Consider the following 17,565-nt stretch of genomic DNA (forward strand, 5'->3'; position numbering starts at 1 on the left):
AGCACCTAATGAAGACTCCGAATACATTAGCGCAAACCAACCTCGTTATCGAAAATATCATTTGCAATAACGAGGCGGACCATACATTTTTGTTGTTATACCTACAGATAATCAATTGAAAATTCATAATGGTGAGTTATCACTAAGTTGCAATTCAGGTCTGTGGCAATCTAAATAGCGACTGCGTTTTTTAGGCTTAAGTTTGTGAGTATCGACTAACACTAAACCGTCGATACAATCACCAAATTCAGCGTCAATACCAAAATCTATAAAGGTGACCCCACCATCAATGCAAAGCTCGCCGTATTGTTTATATAGTGCTGGTACGGCTGAGCCCATACTGGCCATGGCTTGTTTGAGCTGTTTAAAGCCTTCGTGGTAATCAAGCCCTGCATACTTGTTGTCTAACTCCGTTTCACGGCTTGGGCTAAATTGGTAAGGACAAAATGAGTAGGCGAGTGATTGCTGGCAAGCAAACTGAGTTTTGTAAAAGTGAATTAATCGCTCTTTGGCTAGTTCAGGAATTTTATCGCTTAACGATACCGGCCCAAATAGATAGCGATATTGTGGGTTACGCACCAAAAATGCCCCAATACCAAACCACAGGTAATCTAAACTGCGTTTTCCCCAATATTTGGGCTGTACAAAGCTACGACCTAGCTCTAACCCTTGCTCAAAATACTTAGTAAAGTCGTCACTATAAGCAAACAGTGACTGACTGTAGAGTGCATTATCTCCATGTAGCTCATGCACTCGCTTTGCCCCAGCAAAACGATAAGAGCCAACAATATCCAGTGTTATAGGATCCCATAAAACTAAGTGTTGATAGTAAGCATCATATTTATCTGTGTCGCGGCGATTACCCGTGCCTTCACCGACGGCGCGAAAAGCGATTTCTCTTAAACGGCCTATTTCACGCATGATGGGATTGCTCGATTGATGCTGATATAGATAGATTTTTTTGTTATCAGCGGTTTCTCCTAGTAACTCACATTGGTGTAAAGCGGCTTGTAGCTCACTGCGTGGTTCAGGATGAGCGATAGCACTTTGAGTACTAAATAACGGACTTCTATTTTTACCTATGCGATACAGGTGATTTTTTAACAGCTTAACTTTGGTTTTTAGCGGGAAGTCATTGCTAGCCACCACTTCTTTAGGGATCAACTCCCCAATTCTAATGGGCATGGTTTTTTTAGCTTGTTTGAACATTTCTTTGACGAGTAAAAGGCTCGCAAGCGGTTTATAGATCATTGATGCGCCGTAAAATGCAGCTGAGTTTCTCGCATCAGCAAACATCGGTAATAAGGGGGCTTGGCAAGCTTTAGCTATTTTAACAAAGCCTGAGTGCCAGTGCAGATCAACGACACCGTGGGGGCGCAAACGTGATACTTCTCCAGACGGGAAGATTAAAACCGCACCCTCGTTTTTAAGATGGCTGTGGATATTCTCTAAATGCTGTTTTGGTGTACCACCTGTCATATTACGCACAGGTAGCAAAATAGGATGTAGCGGCTCTAGTGCCATCAATAATTCATTTGCGACAACTTTGATATCAGGTCTTACCTTACTGATGAGTTTTATCATCGCTAAGGCATCCAGTGAGCCTATGGGGTGATTGGCATAGATCACTACTCGACCTTCACAAGGGATATTCTCTATCTCACTATTGGGTACTGAGTAGTTAAAATTAAAGCTGGTAAGTAGTTGTTCGACAAAGTCTACCCCCTTTAAGTAACTAAACTGATTAGCTATCTCATTGCATTCTTTTTCATTGAGTAAATAGCGCAGCATAGCCTTTGTCGGCGTTGACCAGCGCGTTTGGTTAAGCTTGGGGAGATTGTTTTCTACGACTTTATCGACGGTAAATATCATGGGGAAACCTTAATAAGAAAATGGAGTCGCTACTGGCGTATTTAGGCAACGTGTTTCACCTGCGCCTGGCGCTTATTCGTCTCAAACGAGTACGACTTTATCCGCTCTGCACAGCCAAGTTCATGCCATTTATACAGTTGAATATCGCCCTCAAATGACTCGGCAATAAACGTACAGTTTTCTACCCAATCACCGTCGTTACCATAGAGTATTTGTTTATCGATATTTAACGCAGGTTGGTGGATGTGACCGCAGAATACGGCATCGACATTTTTGGTTTTTGCGTAACGGGTGACAGCTGCTTGGTAATCTGTAATTGCTTGCTGGGCTTTGTTTATTCGGAGTTTGATATAGCTTGCTAGCGACCAGTAGGGATAGCCGAGTTTATGACGTATCTTGTGCAGTCCACGGTTTAAAAACAGCAATAAATCATATAAATGGTCGCCAAGTATTGCGTAGGTGCGGCCTATACACACTTCTGAGTCAAATTGGTCACCGTGAAGCATCAGCAGCTTATGGCCGTTAACCCCCGTGTGGATATGCTCACAAAAGATCGAAAGATCCCATAAATGAAAGCCGCTATAGGATTTTAAAACTTCATCATGGTTACCGGGGATATAAACGACTTTAACGCCATCGCGGGCCATTTTTAGTAGCTGTTGCAATACTTTGTTGTGAGATTCTGGCCAGTAAATTCTGCGCTTTAGCGCCCAAATATCAAAGATATCACCAACAAGATATAAGCACTCGGTTTCAAGCTGCTGTAGAAAGGTAAGTAAATACTCCGCTTTGCAGTCTTTGCTGCCTAAGTGCACATCTGACAACCAAACGGCATTGACGCTTAATGGTGTTGCAATCGCTTTTATGGGGAGGACTGCCGATGTTGCTGTTGGCTCTGTTGTCATTTTTGGCTGCTTGTTCATTGGCTTGCCATTTAAACGAGGTGTTAGCGCAAGCGTAAAAGAGCTTATTGACGGCAGGATGAAAGATTTGTGGCGGCTTTATGACGGTGCAAGGTTGCAGAGGAAAGCTATCTCGATATGGCTGGTAGATTATGGTTTGGATATTACAGCTGTTGGGCAATAGCTACGCTAGGTTAGCAGAGCTTTACAGCAATAAAAAAGGAGCGCTAATGCGCTCCTTTTTAGTCAATCGTTGCTGCTTAGAATATCAGATGCGCAACACCTGCAATAACCGGAAGAGTCACTAATGTTCTTAGAATGAACACTACAAATAGCTCTAAGAAGTTAACTGGGATTTTACTACCAATAAGTAGTGCACCCACTTCACTCATGTAGATAAGCTGAGTGACTGACAAGGTCGCAATAATAAAGCGAGTCATATCAGATTCGATAGAGCTAGCTAAAATAGCTGGAATAAACATATCTGCAAAACCAACCATAATGGTTTTAGATGCCGCTGCAGCTTCTGGTACTTGTAATAGCTCAAGTAGCGGAATAAACGGCATACCCAAGTATTCAAAGATTGGCGTAAATTCGGCAATCATCAGCGCGATAGTACCGATGCCCATCACGACTGGTATTACACCAAAAATCATATCAACAACGTTTTTCACGCCATCGACAAGTGTGTGTTTAATACCACCTGCAGCAGAAGCTTTATTTAGCGCTTGATGCATGCCCCATGAAAATACGTTGTAACCCGCCGGGATCATTTCATCATCGCTATGACGCGGTGTTTCATCTACATAGATGTCTTTCTTCCACGATAGTGGAGGCAGTTTAGGCACAACAATCGCCGCCACAAAACCTGCAAGACAAACAGTGAGATAGAAAGGCACAAACAGATGCTCAAGTTTTACCTGAGAGATCACCACTAACGAGAAGGTGATTGATACTGCTGAGAAGGTAGTACCAATAACCGCAGCTTCCCTTTGTGTATAAAAGCGTGCTTCATACTGCTTGCTAGTCATCAAAATACCGACGCTACCATCACCTAGCCATGACGCCATACAGTCAATTGCACTGCGACCAGGTAAGTTAAAGATAGGGCGCATGACTTTGGTCAACATGGTGCCAAGTAGCTCAAGTAAGCCAAAGTTCAATAACAACGGCAAAAGCATACCTGCAAACAGAAACACTGAGAACAATACTGGTAGCAGATCGTTTAGGACTAGGGCACCAGTGCCGCCTGAACGAATGGCTTCTGGACCGACATTGAAAAAGGTTAATGCAACGAAAATCGCACCAAGAATACGCACGATCAGCCAAATTGGACTGACGTTAAATAGCGAGTTTAAAAATCGCTGCTCAACAATAAATTTGGGCTGGACAATTTTGGTTAATAACGAAGCAATCGCGGTGAAAATAACAATCGCGGTGACAACACCAACTAACACATCACTTAGCAGACTTTGTAAGCCCTTAGAAATAATCGCAATTGGAATTGTGATGGCATCATTATAGCTAATCGGCATCATAAACAGCATTAAGCCGATTAATGATGGAATGATAAACGTTAGCATTGTTTTAATGTTGTGGGTTTTTTTTTCTGACACTTTATTTGCACCCTAAATAACGAGTTTTGCTTTATGACAATAAACAGGTGTTTACGTATGAATTCAAGCTTATGCATAAACAGATAAATTATTGAATATTCATTCAACTGTTAGTCAGCGAAATGTTCGCCTTAAAATATCTAAGCAATATTTTCACTATTACGACTAGTGTAATTCACTACAGTCGAATAGTTATTAGCTCAATATGATTATTTATATTGTATCGGAAGTTTGCAAAAAAGCACAAAACTTTTTTGTGGTTAAAGATCTTTTAAGGTAATGATTTGTTTGTGTTAATTTGGTGTTGGTTGTTTTGGGTGGTGTTTAGCCGTCATAAAGACTTTATAACGGCTGATAAGGCTTTTAAACAACAATTAACTAAATGTTTTTCTCAGAGATTTTGCTTTTTCAGCATTGAACTTTAACTCTTTTACAGAGCTCTCAACTAAGGTTACTGCGCATAGGTTTTCACTTGAGGCCTGGCTAATTTGACTAATATTTTGATTAATTTCACCGACAACGAGTGTTTGTTGTTCAGCCGCCACAGCATTTTGTAATGCCAACTGTTGGATTTCTTTCATCGACTGATAGATGGTGTCGATTTTCTGAGCGGAAATTTCTGCATCTTGGCTGCATAATAATGCTCGCGACTTACTATTATCCATTTGCTGCGACCACTGAGTAAGCATAGCAAACATTTTATCGACGCTTTGAGATATGCTGGTGGTTGATTGCTGGGTGCGGCTTGATAAGGCTCTCACTTCATCGGCTACAACGGCAAAGCCGCGACCCTGTTCACCGGCTCTGGCTGCCTCAATAGCGGCGTTGAGGGCAAGTAAGTTAGTTTGCTCGGCAATGGCGTCAATTTCAGACATGGCATTGGCGACTTCTTCTGCCTCTTTGTTGAGCAGGTGAGCATTGGCTGCTGCGTCAGCGACTGAATCTGAAAGTTGGTTAATGCTAACTGCGTTTTGCTGCATCTTGTCGCGACTATCTTGGCAGATTTGATAAGTATCTTTAATGCTTTCTGATGTGGACTGGGTATTTTTAGCGACTTCGCTAATGGTGGCCCCCATTTCTTCGGTAGCACTAGCAATCTGTTCAATCTGCTGGTTTTCAATATCTAAACCTACATGGGTTTGCTCTGCCGCAGCGATTAGTTGGCTGGCGATATCTTCTATATGTTCGGCGTTGTCTTGAGAGCGTCCTAGTACGCCTTGCAGTTTGGCGTCTTTCATCATTAACTGAAAATCTAACAAGGAGGAGGTGTCTCGGCCGCAATAAATAAATCGACTTACGGAGTCATAACTTTGCTTCATTTTCATTAAACGGGCGGGCACTCTAAAGGCTTCATCATAGAAGATTGCAAGATTAACTCCCATTAAAAGTAGACCTGCAACAATCACGCCCCAGCCCCATATACTACCGGCAATGAGCAAACCTGCGCTGGCACAAAGTGCTGAAAGTATTCGTTTATTTGCTAAACTTATTGGGTCGTCGACTCGTTTCCCTTGATTTAGGCGATGATAGATATGACTGGCTTTGGTAACGAGTTCAGTACTTGGCTGAACTCTTACTGATTGGTAACCAACGAGCTTGCCTTGCTCAAACAGTGGCGATACGAAAGCATCGACCCAATAGTATGCGCCATTCTTGCAGCGATTTTTAACCACCCCACGCCATGATTGACCACTTTCTAATTTTGACCACATTTCTTTAAATGCGGCTTTGGGCATATCGGGATGGCGTACAATATTATGATTTTTGCCTATCAACTCAGCTTCTGTAAAGCCTGAGACCTCAATAAAGCGTTGGTTTACATAAGTGATCACACCACGCCTGTCGGTTGTTGATATGAGTTGGTCATTTGCCGTTAACTTTACTTCCTGATTAATTAAGTCTGGCTGCTTTTTTGTCATTATTATTAGTCCCTGTGACAGCAAAAACATTGCAATACCTTAGCAATGCGTTAACACATCAGCATAGAATATCTTATTAATACATACGTTTGAAATTTTGCTGCTGCTTTTTTTAATAGAAACTTGATAACAAAACTTGTGGACTGTTTCTGGAATTATTTTGGGGTTATTCGCTAATTAACCTATGATTTTTAGGTTGTTTTAGTTTCGTTTTTTATAAGGGAGTTGAATTTTCTGGCGGTTAATTATAGAAATAACAAATACGAAACATTAACTAAGGCTTAAGTGAATGGTAAAAATCTGAGCAAGCCCTCGTTACTCTAAGACAATTCTATATACATTAATTAGTGTTAATTAAAAGACTAAAATAGGAAGCTATGCTGGTTAAGAAGTACAATAAAGTGGCAACGTTAGCATTTAGGTTTGGCATGCTTGGCATATTTGGTCAGCTACTTGGTCTGGTTTTATCTGTTATGTTATTTAAGCAGATAGGTGATGACGGTTTTAGTTTTTTTAACCATACCTTAAGTGAGTTAGGCAGTTATGGGCAATCTCACTATGCGGTATTTGTAAATGGCGGTTTATTCTTTGGCGGGCTTTGCGTGGTGTTATTTTGCCTACTGAGTTTACAGCTAGTGCAATCTCGTTGGCATTACTTGTTTTTTTTGAGTTTAGGATTATGTTATCTGGCATTTGCTGCTTCGGGGCTTTTTCCTGTAAATGTTTATCACCTGCATATCGTGGCAATTAAATATTTTTTTATATTTGCTTGTAGTAGTTTGGTTTTTTACGGGTTGTTTCAACTAAGCGCGACGTCTTTTACATTTTCAATTTGGCATAATGCGTTAGCATTTTTTGCATTCATATTTTTAGCGGGTTTCTTACTACTTCCATCACTGGGATTAGGCTTAACTGAGGGGAATGAAGCGTTTTATAATGAGCTGTTAGTTGGTCCGGGGAGACCTGATTTATGGTGGCCAGCCATTATTGAATGGATTGGCGTAGCCACCTTTTCGTTATGGAGTTGCTCGGTGATCTATAAGATAACAAGCAGTGATTCCTAGTCCTATCATTGCTTAATCAGTTTTAACTGTCTGTATTGCTGAAAACTACTGACTCTGAATATGGGCGAACCCTGAATCGTGGTGCCAATAGCCATTGCAAGATAGGGAATTATTTTTATCAGGCTGCTGCAGAATATTTTCAGCTATCTCGATGCTTTTTAAACTATTTGGAGAGACTCTAAAATAGTTTACCCCCATAGATTTCATCACCTCAACTTCACTCGATAGATCAATTAGGCTAGCAGATTGCGTTTGAATACCGTTTAGTCTTAATAGTGGCTGGTTATCCATAGTTTGTGTGAGTAAGCCTTTAGGGTTTGCTAGGCAAACAATTTGGCAGTCATCCTTTTGCAGACCCTGTTGACGTGCGGTAAAACAGCGAGCTGAGTGAGCAAGTGGTAAATAGCCGTGCCCAAAAACTTCGACTTCAAAAGCAAGCGGTTTTTCTGATTGCATCACCTTGGTTAGCCAGTCTTTGGATAGCTCAATTGGCATTACAAAACGTTGCATACCCCACTGGTGGAGCTTGGTTAATGTTGCAAGGTTATAGTTGTTCATTGTTGCACCACATACAAAAGGCAGCTTGCGTTCCTTTGCAGCTTGCACAGCCCCCATGTCATTGGCTTCAATGATGAATTCACCATTATCGACATGTTTTTGCAATTCAGTGTATTCAGACGGCGCTTCTAGCAGTGCCAAAGTTGATAACACGACTTGCTTACCTGAGTCTCTTAGCATTTGTGCAATAGCTAAATAGTCGGAGAACTTAAGCTGACGTCGACGGCTACAAACGGTTTCACCTAAGTAAATCAGCGGAATATTGCTGGTGGCTACTTGATCATAAAAAGCGGTAACTTTTTGTTTTTCCCAGCAGTATTGCAATGGACCTAGTGATGTTTTCATGATTAATTCCTTATTGCCAATTACGCTCGTAAGCGCCAAGCGTTGTGGTTTGTCCTTCCGACACTTTTGCCAATGCTTGATCCCATGACTGTTGGGTTTGGTATTTATCTGGGGCTGACATATAGCTATCAATGGCTGCACGCCATACTTTGGTCACTTGCTCTACATAAGCAGGGCTGCGTTGGCGTCCTTCAATTTTGAGTGATACCACGTTGGCTTTCGCTAACTCAGGAAGCAGGCTTAAGGTGTTAAGACTGGTTGGTGACTCAAGAATATGACTTGGGTTGCTGTTTTCTTCCGTGGTGTATCGGCCTTTACACACGACAGGATAGCCCATTTGTTCATCTAAGCCTGACTTATCAATTAACACATCATTTAGTAGTGTTAGGCGACTATTACCTTCCTCGTGCCAGCGCACGTGTTTTGCAGGTGAGCAAGAACCACCAGTATTTGGTGATTGGCCAGTCACGTAAGATGATAAGTGGCAGCGGCCTTCAGCCATAATGCATAAACTACCAAAGGCAAAAACTTCTAAATCGACCGGCGTCACTTTGGCCAGATCGCGGACTTGTTTCATTGATAGTACCCGAGGCAGTACAGCCCGTTCGATATTAAATGCTTCTTTATAGAGCTTTAGCGCTCCCAGGTTAGTTGCGCTTGCTTGTACAGAAAGGTGGAGCGGTAAGTGTGGGTACTTACTGTGGGCGTAATCGAGTAATGACAAGTCCGCCATGATAAGTGCATCAACACCTGTATCTGCAGCGAGATCGATGGCTTGGTACCAACGCTTTTCTTCACCAGGGCTGGGAAATGTGTTTATCGTTAAAAACACTTTCTTGCCACACTTCTTGGTGTACTCTGCTGCTTGTTGTAATTTCTTCGGTGTAAAGTTTAACCCTGCAAACGACCGTGCATTGGTATCGTCCTTCAGTCCCAGGTAGACCGCATCTGCTCCAGCATTTAGGGCGGTTTTCAATGAGGCGAGATTTCCCGCTGGGCACAGTAGTTCCATTTGGTTGCTCCAAAAATAATGAAACAGGAGTTTAAAAGGGAATGAAGATCATATTTTTGATGTAAAACAGGTTTGTGATCATAAAAGCTAGGTAAAATCCCTTTCTTTGCCACATTTTGGATACATTTCCACATGCAAGGTTTCTTTCCCAACAAACTAGCTCAACAAATACTCGATATCGGGCCTAAAGCCATTGCGCGTCCTCTAGGCTTAATACCGTTTGCACTAAAAGCTGATTTGTTAAAACGTATTCTAGGTTTACTGCTAGCAGAACAAGCTGCCGATGAGGAGTTAGACTTTCTTGAAGGGCGTTGGGTGGCAATTTATATTAAGGATCTAGCGCTTAGTTTTGAGGTGACTTATGCTGATGGTTGGCAAGTTCGCCCAATCCAAAATGCAGAAGTGACATTTACTGCGCAATCAAAAGAATTATTACTTATTGCTGCGGCTAAAGAAGATCCTGACAGCTTGTTTTTTCAGCGTAAATTATGCATTGAAGGCGATACAGAGCTTGGACTAGAAGTGAAAAACTTGCTGTTGAGTGTCGAATTTGATGCCATGCCTGCAGCGATTAGAATGACCATTGAGAAGCTCGCTTTGGCGCTGCAAGCATTACAAGCAAAAGCGGAACCTGCACTGGCTTAATTTAAGCCTGAATTGAGTTTCTGTAACTTGGTCGTTAGCGATTTAGCCATGCACAACTTTTGGCGCGTGCATGGCATTGTTTTGCTTAAATGCTTTTCGAGTGAAATATATCTCTACATTAAGTTGATATAAGACTGAGTAATTAGGCGTCTTGATTAAAGTCGACATCAACCTCAAAAGTTAACCTTTCTCTGCTAACAGGGTGATTGAGCACTAAACGTTGGGCATGTAAGTGTAAGCGATTGGATTTATTACCGTAAAGGTCATCACCTATGATTGGTAGATGTAAGCCATCATGGTGAGCACAGTGCACACGCAGTTGATGAGTGCGACCTGTATGCGGATACAAATACAACATAGTGGCATCAGCGCTGCGCGACTTTACCTGCCACTTAGTTTGCGCGTGTTTTCCATGCTCATAGCAGACCAATTGTCTTGGTCTGTCATCAATATCACCACGCAATGGTAAACTAATCTCGCCTTGCGCAGCCTCAACCACACCAGATACCTGAGCCACATAACGCTTTTCTACTGTGCGGGCAATAAACTGCTGCGCTAAAGACTTGTTGGCTTCACTGCTCAGCGCAATCACCATTAAGCCAGAGGTCGACATATCAAGTCTGTGAACTATCAGTGGACCAGTGGCTTTAGGAAATAGTGCTTTCATGCGTGCATAGACAGAGTCTGTGACATTTTTACCGGGTACCGACAAAAACTCTGCAGGTTTATTGACCACCGCCATGACATCATCCTGATAGATAACCTCTAGCGATTTTCCTTCGGCGGGGTTTGTTAGTAATGGATTTTCATCCATCTCAATCCCTTCAAGCATATGGCTTAAAATTGGCTGGCATTTTCCCTGACAAGAACCATAAAAGTTTTTATGCTGCTTGATTTCTGACTTTGGTGATACGCCCCACCAAAACTCAGCCATCGCGATAGGGGTTAAGTTATGATTAAAGGCAAACTGCAGTAGTTTAGGTGCCGCACACTCTCCGGCTCCAGCTGGTGGTTGCTGGGTTGGACTGTCTTTAAAGATCTCATTAAGATCTTTTAACTCGCCTGCTTGATTTAAAAACTGATACTGGGCAAAAATCTGTTTTTGCAAATTATTTGAATGTTGTGCCCGCTTTGTTTTAATGCCCGACACTTCAGTTTGCAAGCTTTGCAGTTTTTTGGCAATGGCGTCACATTGCTCATCCCACTCTTGTTTGGTTGCTTTGAGGTGAAACTTTTCAGCGACACTCTCTTTACCCAGTTGGATATTGAGCGTATTTAGTGCGACTGCATCTTGTTGTTTTTCAACTTTGCTACGGCGCAGTTTTCGTGTTTTTCGGTTTTCAATAATTTGCGCGCGTATGGTTTCTAATGCGCTGTCAGCTTGACTGCGTAATCTTGTTAGCTCGGCAGCTAACCTAGCCATATCAGGATTGTTTTGGGCGATTTTTAACTGGTCTGTGAGTTGGTTAAGCGCCTGCATACCATCATGAAAAAAACTTTCTTCTGCCAACATATCGAAGACGGGCGGTACAAAGCCATCGAGCAGGTTCTGTTCGGCAAGTTTTCCAGAAAACGCGGATAAGTAACCTAGAGCTCCACTTTGATTACGTACCAGCAACACGCCAAACATCTTGCCAATTGCAGGTGTAGTATCGGCATATTCACCCAAGCCAAAGTTATGCTGCCAGTCAGTTTGAGTACTTAAGTGTTGCTGTAGCTCAGCTGCAGCTAACAAGCACAATGGATGCGGCTCATAGTAAAACGGGAAAGTAAAACGTTCAGGCTGCTGATAACTATCAATAGCTGACTTGAAAGCGGTAAAACAGTGTTGAGCTGAATACATGGGCACCTGACATCTTTAATTGGGCTGGGGCGATAATTGCTAAATCACAGTAAGTTTAGCTAGCAAGCTTGCAGTGGGCCGAGATTTTACTCTCTCAGAGGGGTGATGTCATCTGTCGAACTGCGCTTTTACCAGATCTATAACCAGCAAAAGCTTAGCAGTGTGCACGTATCAAAACCTTTACCTTTGGAGGGGAATTAATACGGACTTAGTTAGAGCGGACTTAGTTAGAGCGGACTTAACTAAGATGGATTTGGAATAAGTGCGTGCTTGTTAATGAAAGCGGTAAATAGCTAAACTGCGGCTAGTCATTTTATGATTTATTGGCCTATCTTCAGCAAGAGTAGGTAGTTTATTTTTAGGAGCTTATCATGGAACGAATAGGTTTAATTTTGTTACTTCAAGGATTACTAGTTAGCTCGGTTCAGGCTGATGTTGAAACATTTAGTGCTGAGTTGGTTCAAGCGGCAATGGATAGAACTGAACATCATGTTAGATATGACGGTAGCTATTTTAAGCTTGATTATCCAAACGGGGATGTGCCTGCCAATATTGGGGTTTGTACCGATGTGGTAATTCGAAGTTATCGTCAGTTAGGAATAGATCTGCAAGTGTTAGTGCACGAAGATATGAATAGCCATTTCGCTCAATATCCCTCTAAAAGAATTTGGGGCTTGAGTCGCCCTGATAAGAATATTGATCATCGTAGAGTCCCCAACCTGCAAACTTTCTTTACTCGTCATGGGCGGACATTACAAGTGAGTAATGATGGCGCAGATTATCAAGCGGGTGACATAGTCACTTGGATGTTACCGGGTAACTTACCCCATATAGGAATACTGGTAGAGCAAACATCTTTGGAGCAAAAGCGGCCGCTAGTTGTGCATAACATAGGTGCAGGGCCACAGCTTGAAGATATGTTGTTTGAATATCCAATAACGGGTCATTATCGTTATCAGCCTAATCTAGATTGAGTGTCTAGTATTAGTTTGTATCTCAACCATGTTTAGTTGAGTCTAGTTTTACTTTGTCTTTGTCTTTACGCCATTGCATAGAATTCGCATCGCGATACTGGCACTTGAACTAAGGGGTAAAATATCAAACTATATAGTTTTAAACTGGGGTTCCAGCTCGGGGGTAGTTGAAGCTAGACAATAAAAAATGGAGCCGTTTGGCTCCATTTTTTGTTCAATTTTTGCTTACTCAATAGGCTTGCCAGTAAGTATATGGTACTTAATGAGCAGTTCATCGTTAGATTCCTTATGAGCAGGGTCAATAGCAATACAATCGATAGGGCAGACCGAAATACATGTTGGTTTGGCGTAATGGCCAACACACTCTGTGCACAATATAGGGTCGATCTCGTAGATCTCTTCACCCATAGTAATGGCCTGGTTAGGACATTCGGGTTCACACATGTCGCAGTTGATACAACTGTCGTCGATTAATAATGCCATTGTCTTTAGTCTTAAATCTCTGTAATAAACACCTATCGATTATGAGCTCGTAATTCGAGCTCATAAAAATAAGCTTATATTGTGTTGCTTAAATAAGCTTACTTAGCTTGTGTATCAGCAGCTTGGTGTGGATTACGGGTATCTTGGCCTTGTGGCAAGTTACGCAGTAATACCGCTTTTTCAAGCTCAACGCCTGCCGGTACGTCAAGGAATACAAAGTGACCTGAACCTAGCCCAGCCTCAACGCTTTCACCTTTGCGGTTAATTAGCGTATCAACTTTGATGGTTAAGTTACCTTGTGGTGTCATCACCTCAACGCTGTCGCCAACAAGGAACTTGTTCTTCACATCAACTTCTGCAAGACCTGCTTCGTTACGTTTACCGGTAAATTCGCCAACAAACTGCTGCGTGTCGCTAATTGAATAGCCGTAATCGTAGTTTTGGTATTCATCATGCACGTGGCGACGTAAGAAACCTTCGGTGTAACCGCGGTGTGCAAGGCCTTCAAGATTGTGCATTAGTGTACGGTCAAAGTCTTTACCGGCAGAAGCATCTTCAATCGCTTGGCGATAAAGCTGAGCAGTACGTGCAACATAGTAGAACGACTTGGTACGACCTTCGATTTTAAGTGAGTCAACGCCCATCTTAGTCAAACGCTCAACGTGTTGAATCGCACGTAAGTCTTTTGAGTTCATGATGTAAGTGCCGTGCTCATCTTCAAACGCAGGCATATACTCGCCTGGACGACCCGCTTCTTGAAGCAGAACGATTTGATCTGATGGTTGACCTGCACCTAATGTTGGCGTTTCAATTTGTACTGCAGGGTTAACTGGAACCACATCACCGGTTTCAGTTTGTTGTGCTTCGTGGACATCGTACTTCCAACGACATGCGTTAGTGCAGGTTCCCTGGTTAGGATCACGCTTGTTGATATAACCTGATAGCAGACAGCGGCCTGAGTACGCCATACATAACGCACCATGAACAAAAACTTCTAATTCGATATCTGGGCAGCGTTGACGAATTTCTTCAATTTCATCTAGTGATAGTTCACGAGAAAGAATGACACGCTTAATGCCTTGTGACTCCCAGAATTTTACTGATGCCCAGTTAATTGCGTTGGCTTGTACTGATAAGTGAACCACTTGATCTGGAAATGCTTCACGTACCATCATGATAAGACCTGGATCTGACATGATTAACGCATCAGGCTGCATTGCAACCACAGGCTCCATATCTTTGATATAGGTTTTTAGCTTAGCGTTGTGCGGTGCAATGTTGCTCACCACATACAGCTTTTTGTTTAAGCTGTGGGCTTCCTTAATACCTGCTGCCAAGTTTTCCATCTTAAAGTCGTTATTACGCACGCGAAGACTATATCTTGGCTGGCCGGCATAAACAGCATCGGCGCCATAGGCAAAGGCGTAACGCATATTTTTTAATGTACCAGCAGGGGACAATAGCTCAGGTTTAAACATAATAGCTTCTCTGTTAACGGATAAGGACTTGACAATCGGCTGCGCATTTTACTGAATGAAAGCGCTAATGCAAGAAAGTCAGCCGCATATAATAATTGGCTTTGAGACGATCAGAGTCTTTTATCATAAGATATTGTGATCAATGTATCATTTTTAGGTGGTTTTTATACCGACCTTGCCACTTGATTAAGTATTGACCTATTACGGCCGCTTTGCACACATCATAAAGCGCTCAACTGATATACTCGGTTTGTTGCAAATGAACACAGGATAAAAGGGAGTAAAGATGTCGACAGAACATCAGATATTAGTCGGATTACTAAAAAAACTAAAGTCAGATGCATTAGTGTTGCCAACATTGCCAGAGGTGGCAATGCGGGTACAAGAAGTTGTCGCACAGGAAGACGTAAGCCTTAAAGATATTGCCATTATTATTGGCCAAGATGCAGCGATTTCTGCCAGGGTTATTAGGGTTGCTAATAGTGCTTTGTATAGCCGTGGTATGCCGGCTGATAACGTGAATGCGGCAATTAACCGTATTGGTTTAATTCAAATTAAATCGATTGTGACCTCCATTGCCATGGAGCAATTGTTCATCTCAACCAATCAAATGGTTTGGGAAGTCATGGATGAGGTGTGGAGCGCATCGATTGATGTCACATCTGCAGCTTGCGCCATGTTACAGCTTTATAAACAGCAGAACCCAACCAGCACATTGAATATTGATACTATGACGTTAGCGGGCTTAGTGCACAATATTGGTGCTCTGCCTGTGCTGACAGAAGCTGAAGCTAATCCTGAGTTATTTGGGAATATCGTTGTACTGCGGGCATTAGTTAAAAAGTTACAAGGACCTTTAGGTCGCGCTGTGTTAAAAAGCTGGCAGTTCTCGCCAGATGTGATGGAAGTTGTTGAGCGTTGGTCTGATTTAACTTATCAGTCAGATAAAGTGAGTTATTTGGATTTTATCCGAGCGGCGGCGTTTTACACTGGAAAGTTAAGGGCTGGAGCTGAATTAGAACAACGAATGCAGATCTTTATTGACCGTGGTTTACCGGTTTCAAGTAATGATTTAACGAGCGATAGCTTTATTGAAACTTATCAGTCGATTAAGTCAGGATATGAGTAAATAAATATTGAAAATAAAGTGCTCTTAAGATGGTGCAATAGCGCGCTATAGTTTATAAACAGAATAGGGAAGAAATTTAGGTTAAAGTGCCCATTGATGAACGGTAATTGGATTGTTTTTGGTGTGTGTTTATTGCTACTGCTTATACTCGTAGTTGTATTGTGGCATCAAAAAAAACTGACATTCAAAATAAATCATCTCTTCAATGCTGTTAGCAATGAAGAAGGGCTGTCAACGGCTAAAACACTGTCGAATAGTGCTAAGTTGGACCAGCTAGAACAAGGTGTTAGTCAATTAGTGATTCAAAGCCAACAAGCTGAGCAAGATAAGCTAACGCAGTTGGATAATCGCATGAGCATGAAGCGAAAAATGGCAGAGTTAATGCCACTGGATAAAGGTAGTCTTGTTTTACTTGATATTTACCGCTTTCGATACGTAAATGATTTGTTTGGCTTTAACTTTGGCGATGAATTACTGAAACAGATAGCGATTCGTATTAAGGAGTTATCGACTGATGGCTCTTTAGTTGCCAGAATGAATGAAGATGAGTTTCTTATCTATTTTCCTCGTTCTAGGTCTGAACTACAACTGCAACAGCTCATTGATAAGCTTCAACTTCCCTATGATATCTTTGGCAGCATTATTACTACCCGAGTACAAGTTGGACATTTAGCTTTAGAACCTTTTCACAGTGACATTAGTACCATGCTAAGGCGACTGGATTTAGCCCTTAAAAAGGCAAAGATTCACGACCTTGCTTTATCTGAGTATTTGCTTGGGGATGACGCAGTACAGATAAGAGAAGTTTCCATCATCAATAGTTTAGCCAAAGCCCTGAGTGATGGTGAGCTTTATATGGTTTATCAGCCTAAGCAGAGCTTTCCACAAGGTCATTGTTGCCAAGTAGAGGCCTTGATGCGTTGGCAGCATCCGCAACTTGGAAGTATCTCTCCTGCAGAGTTTATTCCTTTAGCAGAATACTCTGGCATGATTGATATTGTGAGTCAGTGGGTACTTGATGAAGTGTTTGCTCAGCAAGCAAAGTGGACAAAAATGGGCATGGATCTTCAAGTTGCCGTTAATTTATCGACTCAAGATCTGCGTAACGCCTCTTTGATCACCGGAATTAAAGCGAGGTTGGCAAAGTATCAACTTAACGCTGGGGTAATATCTATTGAAATCACCGAAAGCAAATTGATGCAAGATCTTGATGGTGCGATAGCGACTATTAAAGATTTACGTCACTTAGGTGTAGATGTTGCTATTGATGATTTTGGGACAGGGCATTCATCTTTAGCTTACCTGAAATACTTACCTGTAGACGAAGTTAAAATAGACAAAGCTTTCTTAGATGATTTAGAAAGTGATGCTCGAGCCAGGCATATAATGGACACCAGTATACGTTTAGCTAAAGGGCTTGGTTTTAAGGTAACTGTTGAAGGTGTTGAAACTGAAGATATTTTACAGTTATTACTGGGAATGGGAGTTGATAAGGTTCAAGGTGATATTTTTTCCAAGCCACTGAAACCTAAAGAGCTTGAATCGCGTTGGCCTAAATTGAGTGAGCAGGGTAACTTTTAGCGTAGCACCCAGCTTATTACGATACCTTTTAAGGTTTTATTAGCGCTAAAATGTTGTTTTAATCATTCAGGTAAGTAGAGTGACTTACCTGAGTTGAACAGGTGTTAGCCTGCTATATACAATGCAGCAAAATAGTTTTGCTGG

General features: G+C 41.9%; 15 protein-coding genes. 6 read left to right on the forward strand and 9 right to left on the reverse strand.

Annotated elements, in window-relative coordinates; genetic code table 11:
* Positions 1 to 123 precede the first annotated feature (123 nt).
* The 4 genes from olsF to L2748_RS09305 form a co-directional block, all read right to left on the reverse strand.
* Positions 124 to 1,872: a bifunctional ornithine lipid synthase OlsF gene (gene olsF / locus L2748_RS09290; protein WP_220780785.1), complete on the reverse strand. Its 1,749-nt coding sequence runs from the start codon at positions 1,870 to 1,872 to the stop codon at positions 124 to 126.
* A gap of 41 nt (positions 1,873 to 1,913) precedes the next feature.
* Positions 1,914 to 2,795, reverse strand: a complete 882-nt coding sequence (locus L2748_RS09295) for a UDP-2,3-diacylglucosamine diphosphatase (RefSeq protein ID WP_220780786.1) — start codon at positions 2,793 to 2,795, stop codon at positions 1,914 to 1,916.
* Between the two features lie 239 nt (positions 2,796 to 3,034).
* On the reverse strand, positions 3,035 to 4,357 hold the full coding sequence (locus tag L2748_RS09300) for a YjiH family protein (RefSeq protein ID WP_220780824.1): 1,323 nt from the start codon (positions 4,355 to 4,357) through the stop codon (positions 3,035 to 3,037).
* A gap of 407 nt (positions 4,358 to 4,764) precedes the next feature.
* Entirely contained in the window at positions 4,765 to 6,309 is a 1,545-nt protein-coding gene (locus L2748_RS09305; RefSeq protein ID WP_220780787.1) for a methyl-accepting chemotaxis protein, read from the reverse strand.
* Positions 6,310 to 6,686: 377 nt separating this feature from the next.
* Here L2748_RS09305 and L2748_RS09310 point away from each other — a divergent pair, with 377 nt between their 5' ends.
* A complete protein-coding gene (locus L2748_RS09310; RefSeq protein ID WP_220780788.1) occupies positions 6,687 to 7,373 on the forward strand; it encodes a DUF998 domain-containing protein in 687 nt (228 codons plus the stop codon).
* A gap of 45 nt (positions 7,374 to 7,418) precedes the next feature.
* Here the strand turns inward: L2748_RS09310 and L2748_RS09315 are convergent, their stop codons facing one another.
* Both L2748_RS09315 and ubiU read right to left on the reverse strand, forming a co-directional pair.
* Positions 7,419 to 8,276, reverse strand: a complete 858-nt coding sequence (locus tag L2748_RS09315) for a U32 family peptidase (RefSeq protein WP_220780789.1) — start codon at positions 8,274 to 8,276, stop codon at positions 7,419 to 7,421.
* Positions 8,277 to 8,286: 10 nt separating this feature from the next.
* Positions 8,287 to 9,288 (reverse strand): ubiquinone anaerobic biosynthesis protein UbiU, encoded by a 1,002-nt coding sequence (ubiU, locus tag L2748_RS09320; protein WP_220780790.1) that lies wholly within the window; start codon positions 9,286 to 9,288, stop codon positions 8,287 to 8,289.
* A gap of 132 nt (positions 9,289 to 9,420) precedes the next feature.
* Between ubiU and ubiT the strand changes: the two genes are divergently transcribed.
* Positions 9,421 to 9,933, forward strand: a complete 513-nt coding sequence (ubiT, locus tag L2748_RS09325; RefSeq protein ID WP_220780791.1) for a ubiquinone anaerobic biosynthesis accessory factor UbiT — start codon at positions 9,421 to 9,423, stop codon at positions 9,931 to 9,933.
* 142 nt (positions 9,934 to 10,075) lie between these two features.
* Here ubiT and L2748_RS09330 read toward each other — a convergent pair whose 3' ends face one another.
* Entirely contained in the window at positions 10,076 to 11,776 is a 1,701-nt protein-coding gene (locus tag L2748_RS09330) for an RluA family pseudouridine synthase (RefSeq protein WP_220780792.1), read from the reverse strand.
* A 160-nt stretch (positions 11,777 to 11,936) separates the two neighbouring features.
* On the opposite strand from L2748_RS09330, the gene L2748_RS24705 reads away from it, so the two are divergent.
* Positions 11,937 to 12,038 carry a hypothetical protein gene (locus L2748_RS24705; RefSeq protein WP_476712905.1) on the forward strand — a complete coding sequence of 34 codons (102 nt, stop codon included), beginning with the start codon at positions 11,937 to 11,939 and terminating at the stop codon, positions 12,036 to 12,038.
* Between the two features lie 109 nt (positions 12,039 to 12,147).
* A complete protein-coding gene (locus tag L2748_RS09335) occupies positions 12,148 to 12,750 on the forward strand; it encodes a DUF1287 domain-containing protein (RefSeq protein WP_220780793.1) in 603 nt (200 codons plus the stop codon).
* A gap of 225 nt (positions 12,751 to 12,975) precedes the next feature.
* Here L2748_RS09335 and L2748_RS09340 read toward each other — a convergent pair whose 3' ends face one another.
* Positions 12,976 to 13,233 carry a YfhL family 4Fe-4S dicluster ferredoxin gene (locus L2748_RS09340; protein WP_220780794.1) on the reverse strand — a complete coding sequence of 86 codons (258 nt, stop codon included), beginning with the start codon at positions 13,231 to 13,233 and terminating at the stop codon, positions 12,976 to 12,978.
* 98 nt (positions 13,234 to 13,331) lie between these two features.
* Positions 13,332 to 14,711 carry a prephenate-dependent tRNA uridine(34) hydroxylase TrhP gene (gene trhP, locus L2748_RS09345; RefSeq protein WP_220780795.1) on the reverse strand — a complete coding sequence of 460 codons (1,380 nt, stop codon included), beginning with the start codon at positions 14,709 to 14,711 and terminating at the stop codon, positions 13,332 to 13,334.
* Between the two features lie 286 nt (positions 14,712 to 14,997).
* Between trhP and L2748_RS09350 the strand changes: the two genes are divergently transcribed.
* Both L2748_RS09350 and L2748_RS09355 read left to right on the forward strand, forming a co-directional pair.
* A complete protein-coding gene (locus L2748_RS09350; RefSeq protein ID WP_220780796.1) occupies positions 14,998 to 15,840 on the forward strand; it encodes an HDOD domain-containing protein in 843 nt (280 codons plus the stop codon).
* A 96-nt stretch (positions 15,841 to 15,936) separates the two neighbouring features.
* On the forward strand, positions 15,937 to 17,421 hold the full coding sequence (locus tag L2748_RS09355; RefSeq protein ID WP_220780797.1) for a putative bifunctional diguanylate cyclase/phosphodiesterase: 1,485 nt from the start codon (positions 15,937 to 15,939) through the stop codon (positions 17,419 to 17,421).
* Positions 17,422 to 17,565 lie beyond the last annotated feature (144 nt).

The organism is Shewanella sairae, from assembly GCF_023283535.1.
GTDB lineage: Bacteria > Pseudomonadota > Gammaproteobacteria > Enterobacterales > Shewanellaceae > Shewanella > Shewanella sairae.

Excerpts from the sequence above, each read along its gene's own strand:
- L2748_RS09330 (WP_220780792.1), bottom strand. The coding sequence starts at position 11,776 with ATGTATTCAGCTCAACACTGTTTTACCGCTTTCAAGTCAGCTATTGAT.
- L2748_RS09305 (WP_220780787.1), bottom strand. The coding sequence starts at position 6,309 with ATGACAAAAAAGCAGCCAGACTTAATTAATCAGGAAGTAAAGTTAACG.
- L2748_RS09315 (WP_220780789.1), bottom strand. The coding sequence starts at position 8,276 with ATGAAAACATCACTAGGTCCATTGCAATACTGCTGGGAAAAACAAAAA.
- L2748_RS09335 (WP_220780793.1), top strand. The coding sequence starts at position 12,148 with ATGGAACGAATAGGTTTAATTTTGTTACTTCAAGGATTACTAGTTAGC.
- L2748_RS09295 (WP_220780786.1), bottom strand. The coding sequence starts at position 2,795 with ATGAACAAGCAGCCAAAAATGACAACAGAGCCAACAGCAACATCGGCA.
- ubiU (WP_220780790.1), bottom strand. The coding sequence starts at position 9,288 with ATGGAACTACTGTGCCCAGCGGGAAATCTCGCCTCATTGAAAACCGCC.
- olsF (WP_220780785.1), bottom strand. The coding sequence starts at position 1,872 with ATGATATTTACCGTCGATAAAGTCGTAGAAAACAATCTCCCCAAGCTT.
- L2748_RS09340 (WP_220780794.1), bottom strand. The coding sequence starts at position 13,233 with ATGGCATTATTAATCGACGACAGTTGTATCAACTGCGACATGTGTGAA.
- trhP (WP_220780795.1), bottom strand. The coding sequence starts at position 14,711 with ATGTTTAAACCTGAGCTATTGTCCCCTGCTGGTACATTAAAAAATATG.
- L2748_RS09310 (WP_220780788.1), top strand. The coding sequence starts at position 6,687 with ATGCTGGTTAAGAAGTACAATAAAGTGGCAACGTTAGCATTTAGGTTT.
- L2748_RS09300 (WP_220780824.1), bottom strand. The coding sequence starts at position 4,357 with ATGCTAACGTTTATCATTCCATCATTAATCGGCTTAATGCTGTTTATG.
- L2748_RS09350 (WP_220780796.1), top strand. The coding sequence starts at position 14,998 with ATGTCGACAGAACATCAGATATTAGTCGGATTACTAAAAAAACTAAAG.
- ubiT (WP_220780791.1), top strand. The coding sequence starts at position 9,421 with ATGCAAGGTTTCTTTCCCAACAAACTAGCTCAACAAATACTCGATATC.
- L2748_RS09355 (WP_220780797.1), top strand. The coding sequence starts at position 15,937 with ATGAACGGTAATTGGATTGTTTTTGGTGTGTGTTTATTGCTACTGCTT.